Annotated in this window: 18 protein-coding genes; 7 read left to right on the top strand and 11 right to left on the bottom strand. The window is 70.1% G+C overall.

All coding sequences use genetic code 11. The features are described 5' to 3' along the window. The first annotated feature begins 18 nt into the window (after positions 1-18). On the top strand, positions 19-747 hold the full coding sequence (locus tag DJ69_RS04470; RefSeq protein WP_099254490.1) for a CPBP family intramembrane glutamic endopeptidase: 729 nt from the start codon (positions 19-21) through the stop codon (positions 745-747). 13 nt (positions 748-760) lie between these two features. On the opposite strand, the gene DJ69_RS04465 is transcribed toward DJ69_RS04470, so the two are convergent. Next, positions 761-2,050, bottom strand: coding sequence for a DNA double-strand break repair nuclease NurA (locus DJ69_RS04465; RefSeq protein WP_099254489.1), 1,290 nt, complete (start codon positions 2,048-2,050; stop codon positions 761-763). Positions 2,051-2,215: 165 nt separating this feature from the next. Here DJ69_RS04465 and DJ69_RS04460 point away from each other — a divergent pair, with 165 nt between their 5' ends. Further along, a complete protein-coding gene (locus tag DJ69_RS04460) occupies positions 2,216-4,156 on the top strand; it encodes a methyl-accepting chemotaxis protein (RefSeq protein WP_099254488.1) in 1,941 nt (646 codons plus the stop codon). Between the two features lie 36 nt (positions 4,157-4,192). On the opposite strand, the gene DJ69_RS04455 is transcribed toward DJ69_RS04460, so the two are convergent. Continuing rightward, positions 4,193-4,627 (bottom strand): hypothetical protein, encoded by a 435-nt coding sequence (locus DJ69_RS04455; protein ID WP_099254487.1) that lies wholly within the window; start codon positions 4,625-4,627, stop codon positions 4,193-4,195. Next, on the bottom strand, positions 4,627-5,148 hold the full coding sequence (locus DJ69_RS04450) for a DUF2240 family protein (protein WP_099254486.1): 522 nt from the start codon (positions 5,146-5,148) through the stop codon (positions 4,627-4,629). The genes DJ69_RS04455 and DJ69_RS04450 overlap by 1 nt, the downstream gene beginning before the upstream one ends. Before the next feature lie 155 nt (positions 5,149-5,303). Between DJ69_RS04450 and DJ69_RS04445 the strand changes: the two genes are divergently transcribed. Further along, positions 5,304-6,188, top strand: coding sequence for an aldo/keto reductase (locus tag DJ69_RS04445; RefSeq protein ID WP_099254485.1), 885 nt, complete (start codon positions 5,304-5,306; stop codon positions 6,186-6,188). An 8-nt stretch (positions 6,189-6,196) separates the two neighbouring features. Continuing rightward, entirely contained in the window at positions 6,197-6,979 is a 783-nt protein-coding gene (locus tag DJ69_RS04440; RefSeq protein ID WP_099254484.1) for a class I SAM-dependent methyltransferase, read from the top strand. Positions 6,980-7,019: 40 nt separating this feature from the next. On the opposite strand, the gene DJ69_RS04435 is transcribed toward DJ69_RS04440, so the two are convergent. After that, complete coding sequence (locus DJ69_RS04435; protein WP_099254483.1) at positions 7,020-7,859, bottom strand: ion transporter; 840 nt, start codon at positions 7,857-7,859, stop codon at positions 7,020-7,022. Positions 7,860-7,999: 140 nt separating this feature from the next. Further along, a complete protein-coding gene (gene arcD / locus DJ69_RS04430; RefSeq protein ID WP_099254482.1) occupies positions 8,000-9,463 on the bottom strand; it encodes an arginine/ornithine antiporter ArcD in 1,464 nt (487 codons plus the stop codon). Positions 9,464-9,685: 222 nt separating this feature from the next. On the opposite strand from arcD, the gene DJ69_RS04425 reads away from it, so the two are divergent. After that, on the top strand, positions 9,686-10,672 hold the full coding sequence (locus DJ69_RS04425) for an NOG1 family protein (protein WP_099254481.1): 987 nt from the start codon (positions 9,686-9,688) through the stop codon (positions 10,670-10,672). A 79-nt stretch (positions 10,673-10,751) separates the two neighbouring features. On the opposite strand, the gene DJ69_RS04420 is transcribed toward DJ69_RS04425, so the two are convergent. The 3 genes from DJ69_RS04420 to DJ69_RS04410 form a co-directional block, all read right to left on the bottom strand. Continuing rightward, entirely contained in the window at positions 10,752-11,510 is a 759-nt protein-coding gene (locus tag DJ69_RS04420; RefSeq protein WP_099254480.1) for an SIMPL domain-containing protein, read from the bottom strand. A 91-nt stretch (positions 11,511-11,601) separates the two neighbouring features. After that, complete coding sequence (locus DJ69_RS04415) at positions 11,602-13,740, bottom strand: formate/nitrite transporter family protein (protein ID WP_099254479.1); 2,139 nt, start codon at positions 13,738-13,740, stop codon at positions 11,602-11,604. Between the two features lie 216 nt (positions 13,741-13,956). Then, complete coding sequence (locus DJ69_RS04410; RefSeq protein WP_099254539.1) at positions 13,957-15,228, bottom strand: TIGR00341 family protein; 1,272 nt, start codon at positions 15,226-15,228, stop codon at positions 13,957-13,959. A gap of 200 nt (positions 15,229-15,428) precedes the next feature. Between DJ69_RS04410 and DJ69_RS04405 the strand changes: the two genes are divergently transcribed. Continuing rightward, on the top strand, positions 15,429-15,680 hold the full coding sequence (locus DJ69_RS04405) for a hypothetical protein (RefSeq protein ID WP_099254478.1): 252 nt from the start codon (positions 15,429-15,431) through the stop codon (positions 15,678-15,680). Between the two features lie 248 nt (positions 15,681-15,928). Beyond that, positions 15,929-16,810: a homoserine kinase gene (locus DJ69_RS04400; RefSeq protein WP_099254477.1), complete on the top strand. Its 882-nt coding sequence runs from the start codon at positions 15,929-15,931 to the stop codon at positions 16,808-16,810. Between the two features lie 105 nt (positions 16,811-16,915). Here the strand turns inward: DJ69_RS04400 and DJ69_RS04395 are convergent, their stop codons facing one another. From DJ69_RS04395 to trxA, 3 genes are read right to left on the bottom strand one after another with little or no spacing between them, the layout of a single operon-like run. Further along, positions 16,916-17,488, bottom strand: a complete 573-nt coding sequence (locus DJ69_RS04395; RefSeq protein WP_099254476.1) for a class I SAM-dependent methyltransferase — start codon at positions 17,486-17,488, stop codon at positions 16,916-16,918. 45 nt (positions 17,489-17,533) lie between these two features. Beyond that, complete coding sequence (locus DJ69_RS04390; RefSeq protein WP_099254475.1) at positions 17,534-18,673, bottom strand: aminotransferase class V-fold PLP-dependent enzyme; 1,140 nt, start codon at positions 18,671-18,673, stop codon at positions 17,534-17,536. Next, positions 18,674-19,015, bottom strand: a complete 342-nt coding sequence (gene trxA / locus DJ69_RS04385) for a thioredoxin (protein ID WP_099254474.1) — start codon at positions 19,013-19,015, stop codon at positions 18,674-18,676. Positions 19,016-19,071 lie beyond the last annotated feature (56 nt).

Raw genomic sequence — 19,071 nt, 5'->3', positions numbered from 1 at the left:
CGAGTCGTATCGCCGTCGATGAGCGAGTCGCCTCCCGAGCCGGTGAATCGGATTCTTCGCGTCGTCAGCGCCGCGTTCGCGGTCGTCTTCGCCCTCCTCGTCGCGAGCGCGGTGACCGCGCCGGTCGCGCAGGTCGCGGTCTCGCTGGGGCTCGTCGCCGAGGAGACGACCGGATTGCAGGTGTTACAGACCCTCCTGCAGTTCGCCGGGTTTCTCGCCGCGGTCGGCGGCTACCTCGTGGTCACCGACCAGCGCGGGCTCGTCGGCGTCTCGCGGCCGACGCTCCGCGAGGCGGGGATCATCCTCGGCGGGGGGATCGTCCTGTTCGCGTTCCAGTACGGCGCCCTGTTCGCGCTCGATCAGGTCGGGCTCACGACCGGCCAGAACCAGGCGGTGGTCCCCGCGGGCGACCCGGTGACCTACTACCTCGCGATGATCACCGTGTCGCTGCTCGTGGTCGGACCGGTCGAAGAGGCGCTGTTCCGCGGCGCCGTGCAGGGCGGGCTCAGGCGGGCGTTCGACGCCACCCCGTCGATTCTGCTCGCGAGCCTCATGTTCGGGTTGGTCCACCTCCCCTCCGTCTCCGGGACGACGGGGCAGCGGTGGGCCTACGTCGCCGTCGTCGTCGTGCTCGGCGTCGTGCTCGGCGTCCTCTACGAACACACGGAGAACGTGCTCGTCCCGGGGCTGGCCCACGGCGTGTACAACGCCGTCATCTACGTCGTGTTGCTCGCGCAGTCGCTCTGAAGCGCGGGGTCGGTCAGTACGGCTCCTTCCCCCACCGCCGGTCGTCGTAGGTCGCCTGCTGGTCGCTGTCGAAGCGCTCCTCGAACTTCCGCCGGAGCGCCGCCTTTTCCGTCGCCGAGATCCGCGCCAGCTCGTCGGCCTTGCCGACCGCCTCGGGCGGCCCGCGGGTGGTCGCCACGTCGGCGAGGACCTGCCGGGTGAGCCGCTCGCGCACCGAGTCGTCGCGGGCGAACGCGTACGGCGTCTCAAACTTGTACGTCACGTCGGTCCGGGGGTCGTACACGACCATGAACGCCGGCTCGTACAGCTCCGGGTCGAGCTCGCGCTCGATCCCGAGGGCGTCACCGTCGGCGGCCATCGTCGCGTCGGCGCCGCCCCGGCTGCGGAACCACGTGGTGAAGGTGAGTTCGCCGTCGACGCGGGCGGGGCGGCCGCCGGGAGCGTCGCCGGGGGAGTCGCCGCCGCCCCCGCCGCCGTCCTCGCGCCGCTCCAGGAGCCGGGTGAAAAGCGCCGTGTCGTCGGGCCACGGCGGCTCGACGCCCTTCCGGGCCAACGCACGGACGATCGTCCCGCTGGAGGGGTTCTTCACGAAGCCGGCGAGCGGCACGTCGCGCTCGACGAACCGCTCGACGAGCCGGACGTACTTCTCGACCACGGCGCGGGGTTTCGCCTCCCGGGCGAGCGCGCCGAGTTCGGGGTTGCGGTCGTCCCACGTGAACAGCTCTTTGGGGTAGATCGGGCCGTCCAACACGAGCAGGTCGTCGACCCGGTCGGCGTGATCGAGCGCGTGGGTGCCCTCGGCGAGGTATAGGGCGAGCGCGTGGACGACGCCCTCCGCGTACCGGTTCACCCGCGGCGCGTGAAGCACGCGCTGACGGGTGTGACCGTCGTCGCGCTTGCGCCACTCGCCGTCGAAGTTCGCGGTCGAGTCGCCGGCGTGGACGGTCGCGACGATCGTCCGGTCGCGGTGGAGGTCCAGGTCGCTCGGCGCGCTCGCCATCGCGGCGTGGGCCACGTCGACGACGAGCCCGTTTTTGAACGTCGTCGGGTTGATCGTGCCGGAGTCGAGCCCGTGGACCGTCTCGAACGGGCGGTCGGTGAGCGCGGCGTCGTCGATGGGGGCCCGCCGGCGCTCGTGCTCGTCGACGGGCTCGATCACGACCCGGCCGTCGCGGCGGATCTCGGGGAGCCAGTCGCGCCACACCCGCCCCGCGAGGTCGTCGTGATCGGTCGTGTCCACGTCGCCCGCGATGCCGTACGCGAGCTGTGCGATGTTCTCGACGTGGATCGGATCGAGCGTCACGGCCGTACCGGGGTGCGGAGGGATATAAAATACGTCGGCTCAGGTGGACGCGAGGCGGGGCCGGCCACTCATCTGTGCCCGGAGCGGCGTTCGAGCGGCGAGCGACGGTATCAGGGGTAATATTCGGAGGGTGTAATCTTTTAAACGGCACGACGAGCGTTTAGTATGGCTGAATCAACGGTCGGGTCGAGCGGAGAGAGCTACGGCCCGTCGACCGCCGCGGGAGGCGGCCCGTCGGGGCCGGTGGCGAAGGTGAGAGAGGTGCTCAGATACGTCCCTGACGGCACGTCGATGCCGAAGGAGATGTGGGCGGGGCGCCACCGAAACATCCTGCTGTCGATCCTCGTGCAGGTACCGTTTCTCATCGCGTTAGGGCTGTACAGCGGGACCGAGTCGATCACCGGTGCGCAGATCCCGGCGACGCCGACGTGGATGCTCGGCGGGTTCACCGCCGTCATCATCGGGACGGCGGCGCTGGCGAACTGGTCGCGGTTCGGGCGCCGGACGCGGACCGTCCTCGCGGCGTTTAGCCTCATGACGGTCTCGATGGCGCTCGTCAAGCTCTCGGGGGGGTACATCGAGGCTCACTTCAGCTTCTTCGTCTTCGTCGCGGTGCTCGCGCTGTACGAGGACTGGCTCCCGTTCGCGGTCGGCGTCGGATACGTCGCGGTCGGGCACGGCGCGTTCAGCCTGATCGACTCCAGTCTGGTGTACAACCACTCCGCAGCGATCGAAAACCCGGTCATCTGGGGCGGCATTCACGCGTTCTTCGTCCTCGGGCTCGTGGGCGCGCTGATGATCAACTGGTACTCCATCGAGAAGTCCCGCGAGGAGGCGCAGCGGCAGCTCGACCTCGTCGCCGAGCAGAAGTCGGAGATCCAAGACGTCGAGGAGGCGAAGGCGGAGGTCGAACAGCGCCGCCGAGAGGTCGAACGGCTGAACCAACACCTCGAAACGAAGGCCGACGACTACAGCGCGACGATGGATATCGCCGCCGACGGCGATCTCACGGTCCGGTTGGACGCCGAAAGCGAGAGCGAGGCCATGGAGCAGATCGGCGCCGCGTTCAACCAGATGATGGACGACATCGAGGCGACGATGCGCGACGTGCAGTCGTTCGCCGGCGAGGTGTCGACGGCGAGCGGGAAGACGGTCGAGGGCGTCGAAACCGCCGAGGCGCGCAGCGAGGACGTTCGCCGCTCGATCGAGGAGATCGCGGAGGGGGCCGACGACCAGCGCGAGATGTTAGAGCAGGTCTCCGGCGAGATGAACAACCTCTCGGCGACGATCGAGGAGGTCGCTTCCTCGACGGAGACGGTCGCCGACGCGGCCCAGCAGACGGCCTCGATCGCCGACGAGGGGCAGGACACCGCCGGCGAGGCGATCGACAGCGTCCGGGAGTCGCAGGACGCGATCGGCGAGACGGCGGAGAAGGTGCGGGTGCTCGACGAGCGGATGGAGGATATCGGCGAGATCGTCGACCTCATCGGCGACATCGCCGAGCAGACGAACCTGCTCGCGCTCAACGCCAACATCGAGGCGGCGCGGGCGGGCGGGAGCGGCGGCGGGAGCGACGGGTTCGCCGTCGTCGCCGACGAGGTGAAACAGCTGGCCGAGGAGACGCAGGAGGCGGCCCAGGAGATCGAGGAGCTCATCGCCGGGACGCAGGCGCAGACGCAGGCGACCGTCGGGGAGGTCCGGACCGCCGAAGAGCACATGGAGGAGGGCGCCGAGGCGGTCGGGGACGCCGCCGACGCGTTCGCCGAGGTGGCGGCCAACGCCGCGGAGACCGACGACGGGATCCGCGAGATCAGCAAGGCGACCGACGATCAGGCCGCGAGCACGGAGGAGACGGTGTCGATGGCCGAGGAGGTCGCGGGGATCAGCCGGGCGACCGCCGACGAGGCCGACGAGGTCGGCGCGGCGGCCGACGAGCAGCTCGCCGCGATGTCGCAGGCGACCGCCGAGGCCGGTTCGGTCGCCGAGCAGGCCGAGCGGCTCCGGGCGCTGCTCCGGAAGTTCGAGGTCCGCAGCGGGTCGGTCGACGACCCGTCGGCGTCGGGATCGCGCAACGTCGCCATCGGCGACGGCGGACAGAGCAACTGACGGCGACCGCGAGAACCGCGTCGACGTCCCACCCCGCTACTCGCTTTTCGCGACCGCGTCGACGACCGCTTCGAACACCGGGAGCACCCGTTTCACCTGGGCGCCGTTCTCGACGAACACCAGCGTCCGGGGCGGACGGACCGCCTTCGGCCTGACTCGTAACCCCTCACCGCCGGCGGCGTCGGCGACGACCTCGGGGATGTCGGTGGCGTCGCTCCCGTCGTCTCTCCCGACCCCGCCGACGAACTCGACCCGGAGCCGGTCGGGCTGGACGTACGCCTCGGCGACGAGGTCCGCCGCGCTCCCGCCGTCGCGAACCACCCTATACGCGAGCGCCCCGTCGGGCGTCGGCTCGGCGTCGGGGTCGGCGTCGGACAGGGCGAGGTCCCGCAGGCGCCCCTCGTTGCCGGAGATCTCCGAGGCGAGCAGCTGGCCGATCCGGACCCCGTCGGTCAGGCGCTCGTCGACCATCACTCGGCCCCCGGGGCGCCGGTCGTCGCGCCGGTCCCCGCGTCCGCGTCGCTCGGCGTGTCGTCCGCGTCGCCGGCGGCGGCCAGCTCCTCGCGGACGTCCGCCGCGAGCTGGTCGACGGCGGCGCCGTGCTCCTTCGCGAAGAGGACCGCGGCCGCCTCGATGCTGATCGCGAGCGAGCGCTGGCGCTCGTTGATGCCCGCGACCGCGCGCTGCTTCTCGACGCCGGCGGCGACGATCGCGTCGAGCGCCGTCTCGAAGGTGGACTGCTCCCGGAGGATCGACTCGTCGGGGGTGAACCCCTCTGGAACGGTCACGTCGGCGGGGTCGAACCGCGCGACCAGGTCGCCGTCCTCCTCGGCCACCAGCCCGCGCCCGACCGCGACATCGACGAGCCGCTTCGCCTGATCCGGCGAGAACCAGTCCCGATCGAGCGACAGCGCGACGACGAACTCCCCCTCACCCAGCCGCTCCGTCGCTCGCTGTTTGAAGGGCACGGCGACGGCGACCTCGAGGCTCATGTACGGACGAGGGGGCGTCGACGGCGGTAAACCTACCGGACCGCGGTCCGAGAGCGAGGGGGTGTGAGGCCCGGAGCGCGGTCGACGCCCGTCGCTCGCGATCGAGACCCGCGCCGCCGACAACCGTTATGCCGCGCCGGCGTGATGGCGTACGCATGCAGACCCGCTCGCTCGGCGACACCGGCCACGACAGCACCGTCATGACGTTCGGTGCGATCGCGCTCAACTGGCTCGAACAGGAGGGCGCGAATCAGCTGGTCGAGCACGTGCTCGACTACGGCGTCAACCACGTCGACGTGGCCCCGACGTACGGCGACGCGGAGCTGAAGCTCGGCCCGAAACTCCGCCAACACCGCGAGGAGATATTCCTCGGCTGTAAGACACAGGAGCGGACCTACGAGGGCGCGTGGCGCACGCTCGACCGATCGCTGAACCGTCTCGGCGTCGACGCGATCGACCTGTACCAGGTCCACGGGCTCGAGTACGACGAGGAGCTCGACGCGATCACGGGCGACGACGGGGCGCTCGCGGCGTTTCGTGAAGCCAAAGAGCAGGGGCTGATCGACCACATCGGGCTGACGAGCCACGGCCACCCGGACCTCGTCCTCGACGCGCTCGACCGCATCGACGACCTCGAGTCGGTGATGTTCCCCCTGAACCCCGTCGTCGCCGGGAAGGACGACGACGAGCACGACTACGAGGCGGTGCTCGCCCGCGCCGACGAGCGGAACGTCGGCACGCTGGGGATCAAGGCGTTCGCCGGCGGCACGTGGCCGTCGACCGACGAGCTCCCCGAGTCGGACCGACCGTTCGCGAACTGGTACCGACCGGTCACCGCGCCGGACGAGATCCGCGAGCGGTTCGACTTCGCCGCCGCACAGGGGCTCACCAGCGTCGTCAGCGCCGGCGATCCGAAGCTCGTCACCATGATCCTCGAGGCCGCCGCCGACTACGACGGGATGGACGAGGCCGCCCGGCGGTCGCTGATCGAACGGGTGCGCCACGACGAGAGCCCGGTTCCCGAACAGCTGCACCACTGAGCGCGACGATGAACGTGCCGGAGACGGTCGCGACCGCGCTCGACGACCGGGAGGTTGCCGGGACGCGCTGTCTGGAGGCCGGTGCGGGCGCCGGGAACGCGACCGCCGGACTGCTCGCGAACGGTGCCGCTCGGGTGTACGCGGTGACCGACGACAGCGAGCACGCGCGGACGACGCGGCGGCGCGTGGGTGACGTGGGTGACGACACCGACGACAGCGGGGGCGGCGACAGCAATGACACCGACGACGGAACCGACAGCCGCGACGACCGGCTGGCGGTGGTGGAGGCCGACCTCCGCGCGGTCCCGCTCCCCGACGACTCCGTCGACCTGATCACGGCACACGGTCTCTGTAACGTCCTCGACCCCGCGGCGCTGTCGGCGGTCGCCGAGGAGTTCTCGCGGGTCGCGGCCGCCGGTGCACGGCTCGTCGTCGACGACTACGACCCGCTCCCGGACGGCGCCGCGATTCGCGAGCTGTTCGCCGTCGAGAACGCCGCGTCGGAGTTGGCTCGCGGCCGTCCGGCGCTCACCTTCTACCCGGCGGCGTTCCTGCGGCGGCTCTTCGCGGGGCGCGGCTGGGAGTTCGAGCGGGAGCGGACGCTTCTGGAGCCGGTACCGTGGACCGAGAGCCACGTCGCCGCCCACGCCGACGAGGCGGTCTCCATGGCCGCGGAGTGCCCCGAGGGGGCGGGTGACGCGCTGGCGGCGGCCAGCCGTGGTCTCGCGAGCGAGATCGGGTCCGAATCGGTCGGTCGGATGTACAGTCTCGCGTTTCGGCTGCCGAGGTGACGACCGCCAAGATGGGGGCGCGTCGAAGCCGTTCAGTTTGCTAGCTGCTGTCGTCGTACTCCTGGTAGATCACGTGTCCGCAGGCCTTACAGTGGGACGCGTCGGCGTCGTGGTGGTTGAGCCCGCAGTTCGGACAGGTGGCATCGACCCTGTCTCGGGAGGTCCACTCGCGGACGATTCGCCCGGCCTGCCAGGGGATGAGGAGGATCCCGGCGAGGATAGCGCTTACCGTCACCCACCGACCGCCGGTCGTGACGGGCGTAATGTCACCGAATCCGACGGTGGTGAGCGAGACGACGGTGTAGTAAAAGGCGTCCCCGAAGGTGCGAACGCCGGGGTTGACGACGTGCTCGGCGCTATAAAAGATCCCTGCGGTAGCGAACAGCAGGACGAAAATGGTGAGCACCAACTCCCCGGCGCGGAGCGTCTGCGCCTCGACGGTGCCGAAGAAGAACTTCTCGTCTTGGGTGAACCGGTAGAAGCGGAGCACCCGGACGATCCGAGCCACGCGGAGGAACCCGAGTTCGAAGGTGACGGGGCCCGGCAGCAGCAGCACCGACAGCGTCGGAAGCACCGAGAGCAGATCGATCACCGTGTGGGGGTTGGTGAGTTCTTCGAAGCGGTCCTCCGCGCCGTAGAGTCGCAGGACGTACTCGACCAGAAACACGCCGGCGATACCGACCTCCAGACGCCACAGCAGCGCGTCAGTCGCCGCGGTGTGAGGATAGGTCTCGACGACGAACACCAAGATGAACAGGAGATTCAGCGAGAGCAGCGCGATGTCGATCGCCTTCCCGATCGGCGTGGTGTGGTCGAGCAGATAGAACCGCACCACCTCGCGCGGGGTGTCCTCCCGCAGAAGCGGGGACTGAAGCTCCATACCGAATCAACGGAATCCCCCGATATTAGAGGGACTGGTCGGTACACGCCCGAGTGGGTGGTCAGAGCGAGGCCCTCGAGAGCAGAGGTAGGCCCTCGAGAGCAGGGGCGATGCGTCAGCCGACCGCCGCCGTCGACCCGTCAGTCGTCGTCGGTCGCCGCGGGCGCCGTCGCCGCGGAGCCGACCTCCGCGTCGGTCGGCGTCGCGTTCAGGCTGTAGCCGGTCGCGGCCATCGCGAACAGCACGAGCGGCGAGAGGAACGCGAACAGGAAGTACGGCGCGTACTCCAAGGTCGGAACGTCGGTGGCGCCCGCCATGAACACGGCGCCCGCGTGCCACGGGATCAGCGCGCCCGTCGGGGTCCCGGCGGCCTCGACCGCGCGTGAGAGCTGATCGGTGTCCAGGCCGAACTCGTCGTAGGTGTTCCGGAGCGTGACGCCCGGAAGGACGATGCTCATGTACTGCTGGGAGGTGAGCGCGTTGATGAGGATCGCCGAGACGCCGGTCCCCGCGACGAGCGCGCCGGGACTGCGCACGGCGGAGGTGAACGCGTGCGCGATCACCGCGAGGACGCCCGTGCGCTCCAGGATGCCGCCGAGCGAGAGCGCGGCGACGACGACCGTGATCGTCCACGCGGAGCCGGTGAGTCCGCCCGTATCGAGGAGTTCGTTCACCGTCGTGGAGGCCGACTCCGGCCCGGTCCCGGACATGAATATCTCCCAGGCGGCGACGAAGCCGGTCCCCTGGAGGAGGATCGTCGTGAGCGCGCCGGCGAACACGCCCGCGACGAGCGTCGGGAGCGCGGCGTACCCGCGCAGCGCCAGCCCGAAGGTGACGACGAGCGGGACGAAGGCGACGACGGTGATCGCGTACGTCTCGGTGAGACCGCCCTGGATCGCCGCGATCTCGCCGGCCGGGATGTCGCCGCTCGTGCGGAGACCGAGCGCGGCGAAGCCGAGGACCGCGAGACCGAAGGCGATCGCGGTGCCGGTCCGCATCCGGCGGATGTGTCCGTACAGGTCGGTGTTGGTGACGCCGGCCGCGAGGTTCGTGGTGTCGGAGAGCGGCGACTGCTTGTCGCCCGCGTACGCGCCAGAGAGGACGGCCCCGACCGTCATCGGTGCCGGGACGCCGAGCCCCGCGCCGATGCCGACGAAGGCGACGCCGAGCGTCCCGACCGTGGTCCACGAGGAACCGATGGCGAACGCGACGATCGCCGCGAGGACCGCGGCAGCGGGGAGGAACGTCGTCGGCGAGAGGACCTCCAGCCCGTAGTACATCATGCTGGGGATCGTGCCGGCGCTGACCCACGTCGCGATCAGCCCGTAGATGGTGAAGATGATAAGGATCGCCTGCAGCCCCATCACGAGGCCGTTGGCGATGCCGTCGAAGAGGTCGTCCCAGTCGTAGCCGAGCCACAGCCCGAACGCGCCGACGAAGGCGATACTCCAGAGGAGCGGCGGGTGCGGGTCCAGTCCGAGGACGGCCGAGCCGATGCCGAGGAACGCCACGATGGCGAGGACCGGGACCAGCGCCGCCGCCAAGCTCGGGCGACGGTCCGGGTCGAGATCCTCGTACGTCGTGGGCGTGAACGAGCGTGCCATGGCCGATCGTATTCCTTTGAAGCATAAATATGACTCGGAATATGAGCCAATAGTATAACGATCGTTCATCGTCGTTCGCGGTCGGCGGGCAGGGGCCACCGCGATCGGTGTGCCCGTCGGGGAGCCGGCGGCGCCACCCGCCGCGTCCGACCGTGTGCCGCCGTATCGCGGGGATCGCCGAACGGACGGTCTTATACGGGTCGGCGGTCAAGTCCGGGCAACATGATATTTGAGGGCCTCCCGACGACCCCCCGCTCGGAGGAACTCGTCGACAAGGCGTTCTCGCGGGCGGCGCGCGCGGGGCGCGCCAAACACGGACACGAGGCGCAGGAGTCGATGCTGCGGACCGCCGGCAACGTGCTCTCGGACAACCTGGAGAACGTCGTGGTGTCGTGGCCCGACTTCGGCTTCGACGTGGAGCCGTTCTACTACGAGCTCGCCGACGCCATCGTCGACGTCGACCGGCTCCGGCAGGCGCTGTCGCAGGTGATGTGGGCCAGCCGGCAGATCGAGGACCTCCGCGACGAGTACACGACGAAGATCCGCAACTCCGACGTGGACACCGCGCGGAAACACCGGAAGCAGGCGTTCGCGCGCATGGCCGACGTGATGGACCAGATCGAGGACGACTTGCGGTACATCGGCGACTCGCGGGACCAGCTGAAGGTGCTGCCGGACGTCAAGCCGGACGAGCCCGCCATCGTGGTCGCGGGCTACCCCAACGTCGGCAAGTCGTCGTTCGTCAACCGGGTCACCCGCGCCTCGAACCAGATCGCGGAGTACCCGTTCACCACGAAGGGCGTCCAGATCGGCCACTTCGAGCGGGACCACATTCGCTACCAGATCGTCGACACCCCCGGCCTGCTCGACCGGCCCGCCGACGAGCGCAACGACATCGAGCGGCAGGCGGTCAGCGCCCTCGAACACCTCGCTGACGTGGTCGTGTTCGTGCTTGACCCCTCCGGCGACTGCGGCTACCCCCTCGGCGTCCAGCTCGAACTCCGCGAGGAGGTCCGCGAGCTGTTCGGCGAGGCGGTCCCGTTCCTCACCGTGGCGAACAAACACGACCGCTTCGACGCGGTGCAGGCGGAGTCGGTCGACGCGACGATGAGCGTCACCAAAGACGAGAACGTCGAGCGCGTGCTCGACATGGCCGTCGAGGCCGCCGCGTTCGAGCCCGACCTCCCGACGCGCGACGGCGAGGAGTAACGACGGACACAGCGCGTCGTCGCCGCGGCTCCGCCGTCGACGCTTCTCAGTTAAGAAAAACTCCCGAGCGAGTGCCCGGTCAGGCCTGCTCGGCGACGTAGACGACGTTGACGCTGACCCGCACGCTCACGTCGCCCGTCTCGATACTGGTGGCGGCGCCGCCCGCTCCGTCGCTCTCGGTCGCCATGGCGGCGTCGGACACCCGGTACGGCGTCACGCCCGCGTTGGCGGTCGAGACGCTGTAGACGCCGGCCAGCTCGAGCTCGCTGGAGTTCGCGAGCACGGTGGCGTCGTCCTCGGCGCTCGCCATCGCGTTCTCGATGGCGGCGTCGCGGACCTCGCGCTCTCGCTCCTCGCTGAGTCCGAACGCGATCCGCTGGACCTCGTCGGCGCCGGCGTCGACGGCGACGTCGATGACCTCACCGACCGCGTCCACGTCGTCGATCTCGATCGCGTAGCGGTGAACCCCCTGGTACTCCGTCCGTTCGGGGTTGTCGCGCGTCTCGTAGGACTCCCGCACGTCGTACCGGTCGGTCTTGATGTCGTCCTCGTCGAGTCCCCAGTCGGTGAGCGCCGCGCGGAGCTCCTCGTCGCCGGCGGCGAGCTCGTCGCGGACGGCCGCCGAGTCGTCGCCGGTGGCGGTCACCGCGACGCGGATCGTCGCGCGGTCCGGTTCGGCCGTGGCCTCGCCGTCTGCGACCACTTCGATGTTCCGTTCGAGCGCCGGTTCGTCGCCCGCGTCGACGCCACCGACCCCCGTCGAGCCGGCGAGCCCCGTACAGCCCGCGAGCGCGACGAGCAGCGTGACGCCGATCGCAGTTACCAGTTTTCGGTTCATACCCGGAGCGTCGGCGGGTAGCATCAAATAAGGCACAGATAGGACAAAGAGCCGTTTGCGCTATCGGACGCGGCCGATCCGACGACCGCGATCAGGCGGAGCGACCCTCGTCGGCGTCGTCGCCCTCGTCGTCTTCGTCGCCGTCCGTCCCGCGGTCGTCCGCCGCTTCCGCGTCAGCATCGGGGTCGTCGTGGTCCGTGATCACCGCGGGCTCCGGCAGCGAGTCGTCGTCCGCCTCGTCGCCGCTATCGGCGTCTCTGTCACCGTCGTCGCTCTCGTCGTCTCCCGGAACGGAGCCGTCGAGCTCGGAGTCTGTCTCGTTCCGCCGGTCCGAGTCGCCGATCTGCGCTCCGCTCGACGCGTCCGGGTCGCGCTCCACGCCGCCGTCCGGCGGGCCGGACACCCGTCGCCCGGAGCCGAAGAGGCGCTCGCGGATCGTGCGCCGGCTGGGACGCTCGGCGAGCAGCAGCGAGCAGTCCACGTCGTTGACCACGTCGAGGTGAAGCGAGTTCGAGACGAGCCGCGAGAGCAGCCCCTTCTCGGTCGCGCCGATGATGACGAGGGAGTTGTCCGCCGCCTCCCTGGCGATGGCGTCCTCGACGTCGCCGCTGTCGTCGATGATCAGGTCGGCGCCCGAGAGCCCGTTTTCGGCGGCCCACGCGGTGAGGAACTCTTCGCCCTCCGGGCGGTTCTCGGGCCCGTCGACGACGTGGAGCAGGCTCACCGTTGCGCCCGCGGTCCGGGAGAGCACGCTCGCGACCTCCGCGCCCAGCCCCGAGTCCGGCCCCCCGGAAGTCGGGACCAGGATCCGGGACGTGTCGAGGTCGCTCTCGCTCAGGATGAGGAAGTCGCAGGGGAGCTGGTTGGTCAGCTCGTCGATCGGCCGCTCGGCGCGGGCCGCGCTCCAGAGCTGGTCTTCGCCCCACCCCATCAACACGGCGTCGGGACGAGTCCGGCGGGCCATGTTGAACACCTCCTCGAAGGAGCGGTGCGAGACGACCGTGGAGGTGGAGACGTCGACGTCGTACTCCTCGGCGGTCTCGCGGAGTCCGGCCATCCCCTCCTCGGAGACGTCGGCGATGCGACCGGCGCCCGCCGCCAGCGACATCCGCTCCGGCGCCTGCACGACGTGGACGATGTGGACAAGCCCGTCCTCGTGGTCGCTGGCGAGCCGGCTCGCGAGTTCGACGACGGGGCCGTCGGTTCGCGGGTTCGTGATGGGGACCATGATCCGGTATCCCTCGTTGGCGAACAGCGTCGCCTCCGTCGCGTCCAAGATCGGGACGTAGGAGCGGCCCGCGGCGCGACCGAGCACCCACTCGGGCACTGTGAGCCGGCGGGTCATCCCCTCGAAGCGCGCTTCCTCCAGACGCTCCTCGCTGGTCTGGAAGTAGTTCACCAGCGTCACCAACACCACCCCGCCGATGGTGTTCCCGAGCAACACCGGAATCACGAACCCGACGATCCCCGAGTAGAGGCTGATCTCAGCGCCGTACAGCGGGATGCTGTACTCGAAGAACAGGTAGAGCACCTCGGTGAAGGAGACGACGACGTGGAACAGGTCGCCGAGCGGGATCGCGAGGAAGGCGAGGTAGACGACGAGCATCCGGCTCACGGAGTCGGTCGAGGCGAAGCCGACCCAGACGACGCCGGCGACGATCAGCCCCGCCATCGCGGCCTTGAAGAACAGCGGGACGGCGCCGACTTTGAACCCGCCCTCGGAGATGTACCGCGCCACGTCGACGGTGTCGCCCGTGAAGACGCCGCCGTACGACAGCACGAGCGCGCCGATACCGCCGCCGACGAAGTTGCCCGCGAGCACGATCGTCCAGTGACGCAGCAGCGTCGGGACGCTCGCGAGCCGCTCCAACGTCAGCGCCACCGGCGGCAGGGTGTTCTCGGTGTACAGCTGGTAGCCGCCGATGATGATGTAGATGAACCCGAGGGGGTAGAGAAGCACGCTCAGAATGGGGTTTCGGCCGGTCGCCGCCGTCAGCGACGCGTACAGCATGAACGTGATCGTGATCGCCAGCCCGGCGGCGAGCCCGCTGAAGAAGAGTTCGCGGCTCCCCGAGGTCACCTCCTCGTCCGCGGCCGCGATGATCCGCTGGAACACCTCGTCGGACGAGAAGCGGTCTCGGACGGCCTCGCCGACCGCCGGGGCGCCGCTCCGGGAGCGCTCGACGACCTCGCGCATGGAATCGTCGTCGGGTCGCTGTGAGTCAGTCACTGGCGGATCACTGTCGGCGGGATAAAAAGTAGTTCCTCTTTCGCCATGCGTGTGTAAAACGCCGGGTACAGCAAGGATATCTGAAAAGTTGGAAGACGTGTTCAAAAAGGCCGCTTAGATCGTTTCAGTTGTCACACCGGCACCATCGAAGCGACGCCTCGGGCCGGCCGCGTCTCGGGCGCTGTCGGCCGCGTGTCAAGCCCGGTCAGCCGCGTGTCAAGCCCGGTCGATGGTCACGAGGCGCACCTCGACGCGCACCTCGGTCCCGGTGGTCGCCTCGATCCGGCGGTCGAGGGCGTCGGCCACGCCCTCGACGCCGCCGGGCGGCGCTCCCACGGTGACGACCACGCGCTCGGTGGTGAGCGGCGGGACCGTCCCGGTGCGCTCGACCTCCAGTTCCAGCAGTTCGAGACCGGAGTCGAGCGCGGCGAGCTCGTCGCCGGCGGCGCTCCGGATGTCGGCCTCGGTGGTCGAGGCGACGTACGACTCGTAGGTGACGCCGCCGAGGAACACCGAGAGCAGCGCGATGGCGGCCGCGAGCACGGCCGCTCGCTTCAGGAACGCCGCGCGCGCCTCGTCCTCGCGGAACCAGCGCTGCGGGCGGTACCCCTCGTACCAGAGCACGACCAGCGCGGAGAGGTTGATCGAGAGGACGTTCACCGCGACGATCACGCCGGCACCGAGCACCAGCCGGGGGATCTGGAAGGCGATCCCGATCCCGACGGCGGCCGCGGGCGGGATGAGCGCCACCGCGATCATCACGCCGACGAGCGTCGCGGAAACGCCCGTCATCAGCGAGACGATCCCGGCGACGCCGGCGCCGATCGCCACGACGAGCACCAGAACGTTGGGCGCGAGCCGCTCGCCGACCTCCGCGAGCTCGAGCGGGTTGAGCCCGGGCGGGACGAGCGCGAGCCACTGCAGGGCGAGCGCGAACAGGGTCGCGGCCGCGACCGCGACCGCGACGCCGAGAACCTGCATCCGAACGCCGCGCCGGAACATGTCCTCGTCGTCGACGACCGTGCCGATCGCGGCCGACATCGCCGGCCCGATCAGGGGGGCGATCACCATCGAGCCGACCACCGTCGCCGGCGAGTCGAGCAGGAGCCCGGCGGTCGCGATCACGGCCGAGATGACGGTCATCAGGACGTACGTCCGGAGCCCGGAGGCGAGGTCGTCGGCCTTCGCCTGTAGCTCCTCCCGGGAGATCCGGTCGCCGCCGCGTTCGGCCTCCGCTTCGTACTTGTCTTCGAGCGCCTCGAACCGGCGGGAGATCACCGTCTCGGCCGCGACGATAACGGTGTAGGTGCTCTCGTCGATACCCGCCTCCCGGAGCCGTTCGAGCACCGGCTCGACGGCGGCGGTCGGGAGCGGGAACGTCGCGACCGCGGTGTACTCGCGGCCGCTCGTCTCGTCGGTGACGACGTAGTCGACGCCCTCGTCGTCGAGCGCGCGGATCACGGCGGCGCGCTTCCCCGCCGGGATCATGACCTGAACGAGTCGCACGGTCGGTCGTCTCGCCGGCACGACTTATAAGAGACGGTGACCGGAGCGGCGGGACCGGGAGGACGCGCGGCGAGTCGGGAGTCCCGATCGGCCTCGGGGTCGTCGATCCCGGCGGCGACTCCCCGTCCGTCCCGCGCGAAACGGAACTTTAATGCGCGAATCCCTCGCACGTTCAGACAAGAATGCTCTCGCCGCTGTTCATCGACACGTTCCTGCTCGATTACCACCTCGGGCACGTCATACTGCTCGGGTTCATCGTCTCGCTGCTGGCGACCGCGCCCCTGAAGTCCCAGAAGGTGATCGCGTCCGTCTTCGCCGGCTTCGGGACGATCTTCCTGGTCGCCCCGTACACGACGATGCCGCAGGTGTACATCCTCGGGGGCATTCCGCTGATCCTGATCGGCGCGCTGCTGTGGACGATGGCCGGGAACTGACGCGGTTCCGACTGCGCCTCCGTTTTCTCCCGCCCCCTCACTCCCGTTTCTGTCGCTCTCTCATCCCGTTTCTGTCGCCCCTCACTCGCATTTCTGTCGCCTTCGTCTCTCGCTTCCGCCGCCCCCGACCCCGCGCGCGTTCCGCTGCTCCGACAGCGCTGGCCTCTCGTCTCACACACCGCCGGGGCGCCTCGCCGTGCCGTTGCTCGATCCCGCCTCTTTTTGCACCCCGAGCGACACTCACCGCCATGGTTACGGTACGGGCACCCGCCACGAGCGCGAACCTCGGCAGCGGGTTCGACGTGTTCGGCGCGGCCCTCACGCGGCCGGCGGACGTCGTCACCGTCGAGAAGGCGGCAGAGACGACGATCGAGGTCACCGGGGCCGGGGCGCAGTACATCCCCGAGGACCCCGAGAAGAACACGGTCGGCGCCGTCGTCGAGGCGCTCGACGCGCCCGCGCGGATCCACATCGACAAGGGCGTCCGCCCGGCCTCCGGGCTCGGCTCCTCGGCGGCCAGCGCCGCCGCCGCCGCCGTCGCGCTCAACCGGCTGTACGACCGGGGGTACTCTCGGTCGGAGCTGGTTCCGATCGCGGCCGAGGGCGAGGCGGTCGTCTCCGGCGTCGCACACTCGGACAACGTCGCCCCCTCGATCCTCGGCGGCTTCACGGTGACGACGAGCGAGGGGACCCACGCCGTCGACGCCTCGATCCCGCTCGTGGTCTGTCTCCCCGACGTCGCCGTCTCGACCCGCGACGCGCGCCGGGTCGTCCCCGAGACGGCCTCGATGGACGCGTTAGTCGAGACGGTCGGCAACGCCGCCACCCTCGCGGTCGGGATGTGTCGCTCCGACCCCGACCTCGTGGGCGCCGGGATGAGCGACCCCGTCGTCACCCCGGAGCGCGCCCGCCTGATCACCGGGTACGACGACGTGCGCGCGGCCGCCTTCGACGCCGGCGCGACCGGGGTCACCGTCAGCGGCGCCGGCCCCGCGATCCTCGCCGTCTGCCGCGGCGGGCGCCGACGGGGAGTCGCCGCGGCGATGCTCGACGCCTTCGCCGACGCCGGCATCGACGCCCGCGCCTACCAGACGCGGATCGGGCGGGGGTCGACGGTGCTCGAAGAATAAGGCGACGAGGGCGGTACATCGGTAGATCGGTACGTCGCGACGAGTCGGCGACGCCGTGACGGCGGTCGCTGACTCCGTGAGGACGGTCGACGCGGTCGAGAGCGCCTACGGCGCGACGGCGACGACGGCGAACGTCTCAGTGCGTTCGGACGCGGAGCGGACCTCGAACCCCGCCGCCTCCAGCGCCTCGACCGCGTCGCTCGCGGCGAACCGCTCGTCGACCGGCGGACCGTGCTCGCCGTCGCCCGCGGCCGACCAGTCGAAGAGGGCGATCCGTCCGCCGGACCTGAGCACGCGGGCCAGCTCCGCGATAGCGTCGTCGCTGGCGAACTCGTGGTACGTCATCGTGGAGAACACGGCGTCCAGCTCGCCGTCGTCGAACGGGAGCGTCGCCACGTCGCTCTCGACGAGGTCGACGTTCTCGGGGACCCCCTTCTCGCGGTAGAACGCGTGCATCTCGGCCTGGACGTCGACGCCGTAGACGGTCTCGACGTGTGGCGCGACCGCGTCGGTGTAGAAGCCGGTGCCGCTTCCGAGGTCGGCGACGGTCGCCGCCGCGCGGTCGGCGCGGTCGGCCCCCAGCGCGCCGATAATCTCCTCGGCGGACACCCAGCGATACCGGACCGCGGGACGCTCCAGTCGGTCGGCCTTGTCGGCGTCGAACGTGTGAAATCCCATGCGCGGTCTTGTGCGCGAACCACTAAAACGCGTCCGGTCGAGCGCTCACCACTCGGCGGCGAGGGCGTCGGTCAACCGGTCGATCTCGGCCTCGGCGGAGACGGCGTGGATCGACACCCGGACGCCGTCGGGGTGGGGAAGCGAGCGGACGACGATCCCCTCGTCGGCGAGCCGGTCCACCGTCGCCTCGGGGTCGTCGACGTCGACCGTGACGAGCCCGGTCTCGTACTCGCGGGGGCTCAACAGGCGGTCGTCGGGGACGCCGTCCTTGAACCGATCTGTGAGCGACGCGATCCGGTCGCGGATCGCCGGGAGCCCGACCGCGTCGACCGCGTCGAGCGCTTCGACCAGGCCGACGTGGGCGGCCGGCGTCGTCGTCCCGATCTCGAAGCGCCTCGCGCCCGGCTTGAACGTGATCGTGTCGGCGCCGGAATCCTCGACGCTCCGGTAGCCGACCGCGCGCGGCGCCAGCTCCGCCGCGGCCTCGCGGTCGACGTAGAGGAACCCGGAGCCCCACGGCCCGAGCAGCCACTTGTGGCCCGCCGCCGCCACCGCGTCGGCGCCCCACGCCGACACGTCCATCGCGACCTGTCCGGGCGACTGAACCGCGTCGACGAGCGTGAACGCGCCCGCCTCGTCGGCGATTTCGACGAGGTCCGCCACCGGGAGCCGCGTCCCGTGCGTCCACGTGATCGCGCTGAAGCAGACGAGCCGCGCGTCCGCGACCGCCTCCGCGTACGCCTCGAGGTCGATCCGACCGTCCTCGGTCTCGACGACCCGCACCTCGACGCCCTCGCGCTCGAGCCGCTTCCACGGGAGGACGCCGGCGGGGTGTTCGAGATCGGTCCGGACGACCACGTCGCCGGGCTCCCAGTCGATCGCGCCCGCGATCCGGGTGATCCCGTCGGTGGTGCTCTCGGTCAGAGCGATCTCGTCGGGTTCGGCGCCGACGAAGTCGGCGACGCGCTCGCGTACGATCTCGTACGTCTCGAAGGCGCGCTCGTACGGGTCGGTCGTCCCCGAGCCGAACTCGTGGTCGGCGATGAAGTCGGACGCCGCCTCGACGACGTACTCCGGGCTCGGCCCGTGCGCCCCGAAGTTGAAGTACGCGGCCTCGTGGAGCGCCGGCACGTCCGCGCGCAGCTCGCGCGGCGTCATTCTGCCGTCGGACTCGGGGTCGTTCATTCAGGCGGTGTGCTCCGTGATCGCGTCGGTGAGCGCCGCCTCCGTCTGTGCGCCGACCATCTGCTCCGCGAGCTCGTCGCCGGCGAACACGAGCAGCGTCGGGATGCCCTGCACGCCGTACTCGGCGGCTAACCCCTGGTGTTCGTCGACGTCGACCTTCAGCACGGCCGCGCCGGTGTCGTTCGCGATCGCCTCGACCGCGGGCTCCATCATCTGACACGGTCCGCACCAGTCCGCGTAGAAGTCGACGAGGACCACGTCGTGATCGGTGACGTAGTCGTCGAACTCGTCGGCGTTTGACAGCTGAATCGGTTCCGTGGGGACAGCATCGGTTGAACTCATCACGCTTTGCTACGCGCCCCACGCGGATAATGGTTTTGAATAGAGAACACAATACC

Origin of the sequence: Halorubrum persicum (assembly GCF_002727125.1) — an archaeon.
Lineage (GTDB): Archaea > Halobacteriota > Halobacteria > Halobacteriales > Haloferacaceae > Halorubrum > Halorubrum persicum.
This window is presented reverse-complemented; position numbering and strand designations above follow the sequence as displayed.

What these genes read in the sequence shown, in the direction of transcription:
- DJ69_RS04390 (WP_099254475.1), bottom strand. Translation starts at nt 18,673, where the DNA reads ATGAACGACCCCGAGTCCGACGGCAGAATGACGCCGCGCGAGCTGCGC.
- DJ69_RS04440 (WP_099254484.1), top strand. Translation starts at nt 6,197, where the DNA reads ATGAACGTGCCGGAGACGGTCGCGACCGCGCTCGACGACCGGGAGGTT.
- trxA (WP_099254474.1), bottom strand. Translation starts at nt 19,015, where the DNA reads ATGAGTTCAACCGATGCTGTCCCCACGGAACCGATTCAGCTGTCAAAC.
- DJ69_RS04400 (WP_099254477.1), top strand. Translation starts at nt 15,929, where the DNA reads ATGGTTACGGTACGGGCACCCGCCACGAGCGCGAACCTCGGCAGCGGG.
- DJ69_RS04450 (WP_099254486.1), bottom strand. Translation starts at nt 5,148, where the DNA reads ATGAGCCTCGAGGTCGCCGTCGCCGTGCCCTTCAAACAGCGAGCGACG.
- DJ69_RS04405 (WP_099254478.1), top strand. Translation starts at nt 15,429, where the DNA reads ATGCTCTCGCCGCTGTTCATCGACACGTTCCTGCTCGATTACCACCTC.
- arcD (WP_099254482.1), bottom strand. Translation starts at nt 9,463, where the DNA reads ATGGCACGCTCGTTCACGCCCACGACGTACGAGGATCTCGACCCGGAC.
- DJ69_RS04460 (WP_099254488.1), top strand. Translation starts at nt 2,216, where the DNA reads ATGGCTGAATCAACGGTCGGGTCGAGCGGAGAGAGCTACGGCCCGTCG.
- DJ69_RS04420 (WP_099254480.1), bottom strand. Translation starts at nt 11,510, where the DNA reads ATGAACCGAAAACTGGTAACTGCGATCGGCGTCACGCTGCTCGTCGCG.
- DJ69_RS04410 (WP_099254539.1), bottom strand. Translation starts at nt 15,228, where the DNA reads ATGATCCCGGCGGGGAAGCGCGCCGCCGTGATCCGCGCGCTCGACGAC.
- DJ69_RS04425 (WP_099254481.1), top strand. Translation starts at nt 9,686, where the DNA reads ATGATATTTGAGGGCCTCCCGACGACCCCCCGCTCGGAGGAACTCGTC.
- DJ69_RS04435 (WP_099254483.1), bottom strand. Translation starts at nt 7,859, where the DNA reads ATGGAGCTTCAGTCCCCGCTTCTGCGGGAGGACACCCCGCGCGAGGTG.
- DJ69_RS04395 (WP_099254476.1), bottom strand. Translation starts at nt 17,488, where the DNA reads ATGGGATTTCACACGTTCGACGCCGACAAGGCCGACCGACTGGAGCGT.
- DJ69_RS04455 (WP_099254487.1), bottom strand. Translation starts at nt 4,627, where the DNA reads ATGGTCGACGAGCGCCTGACCGACGGGGTCCGGATCGGCCAGCTGCTC.
- DJ69_RS04470 (WP_099254490.1), top strand. Translation starts at nt 19, where the DNA reads ATGAGCGAGTCGCCTCCCGAGCCGGTGAATCGGATTCTTCGCGTCGTC.
- DJ69_RS04445 (WP_099254485.1), top strand. Translation starts at nt 5,304, where the DNA reads ATGCAGACCCGCTCGCTCGGCGACACCGGCCACGACAGCACCGTCATG.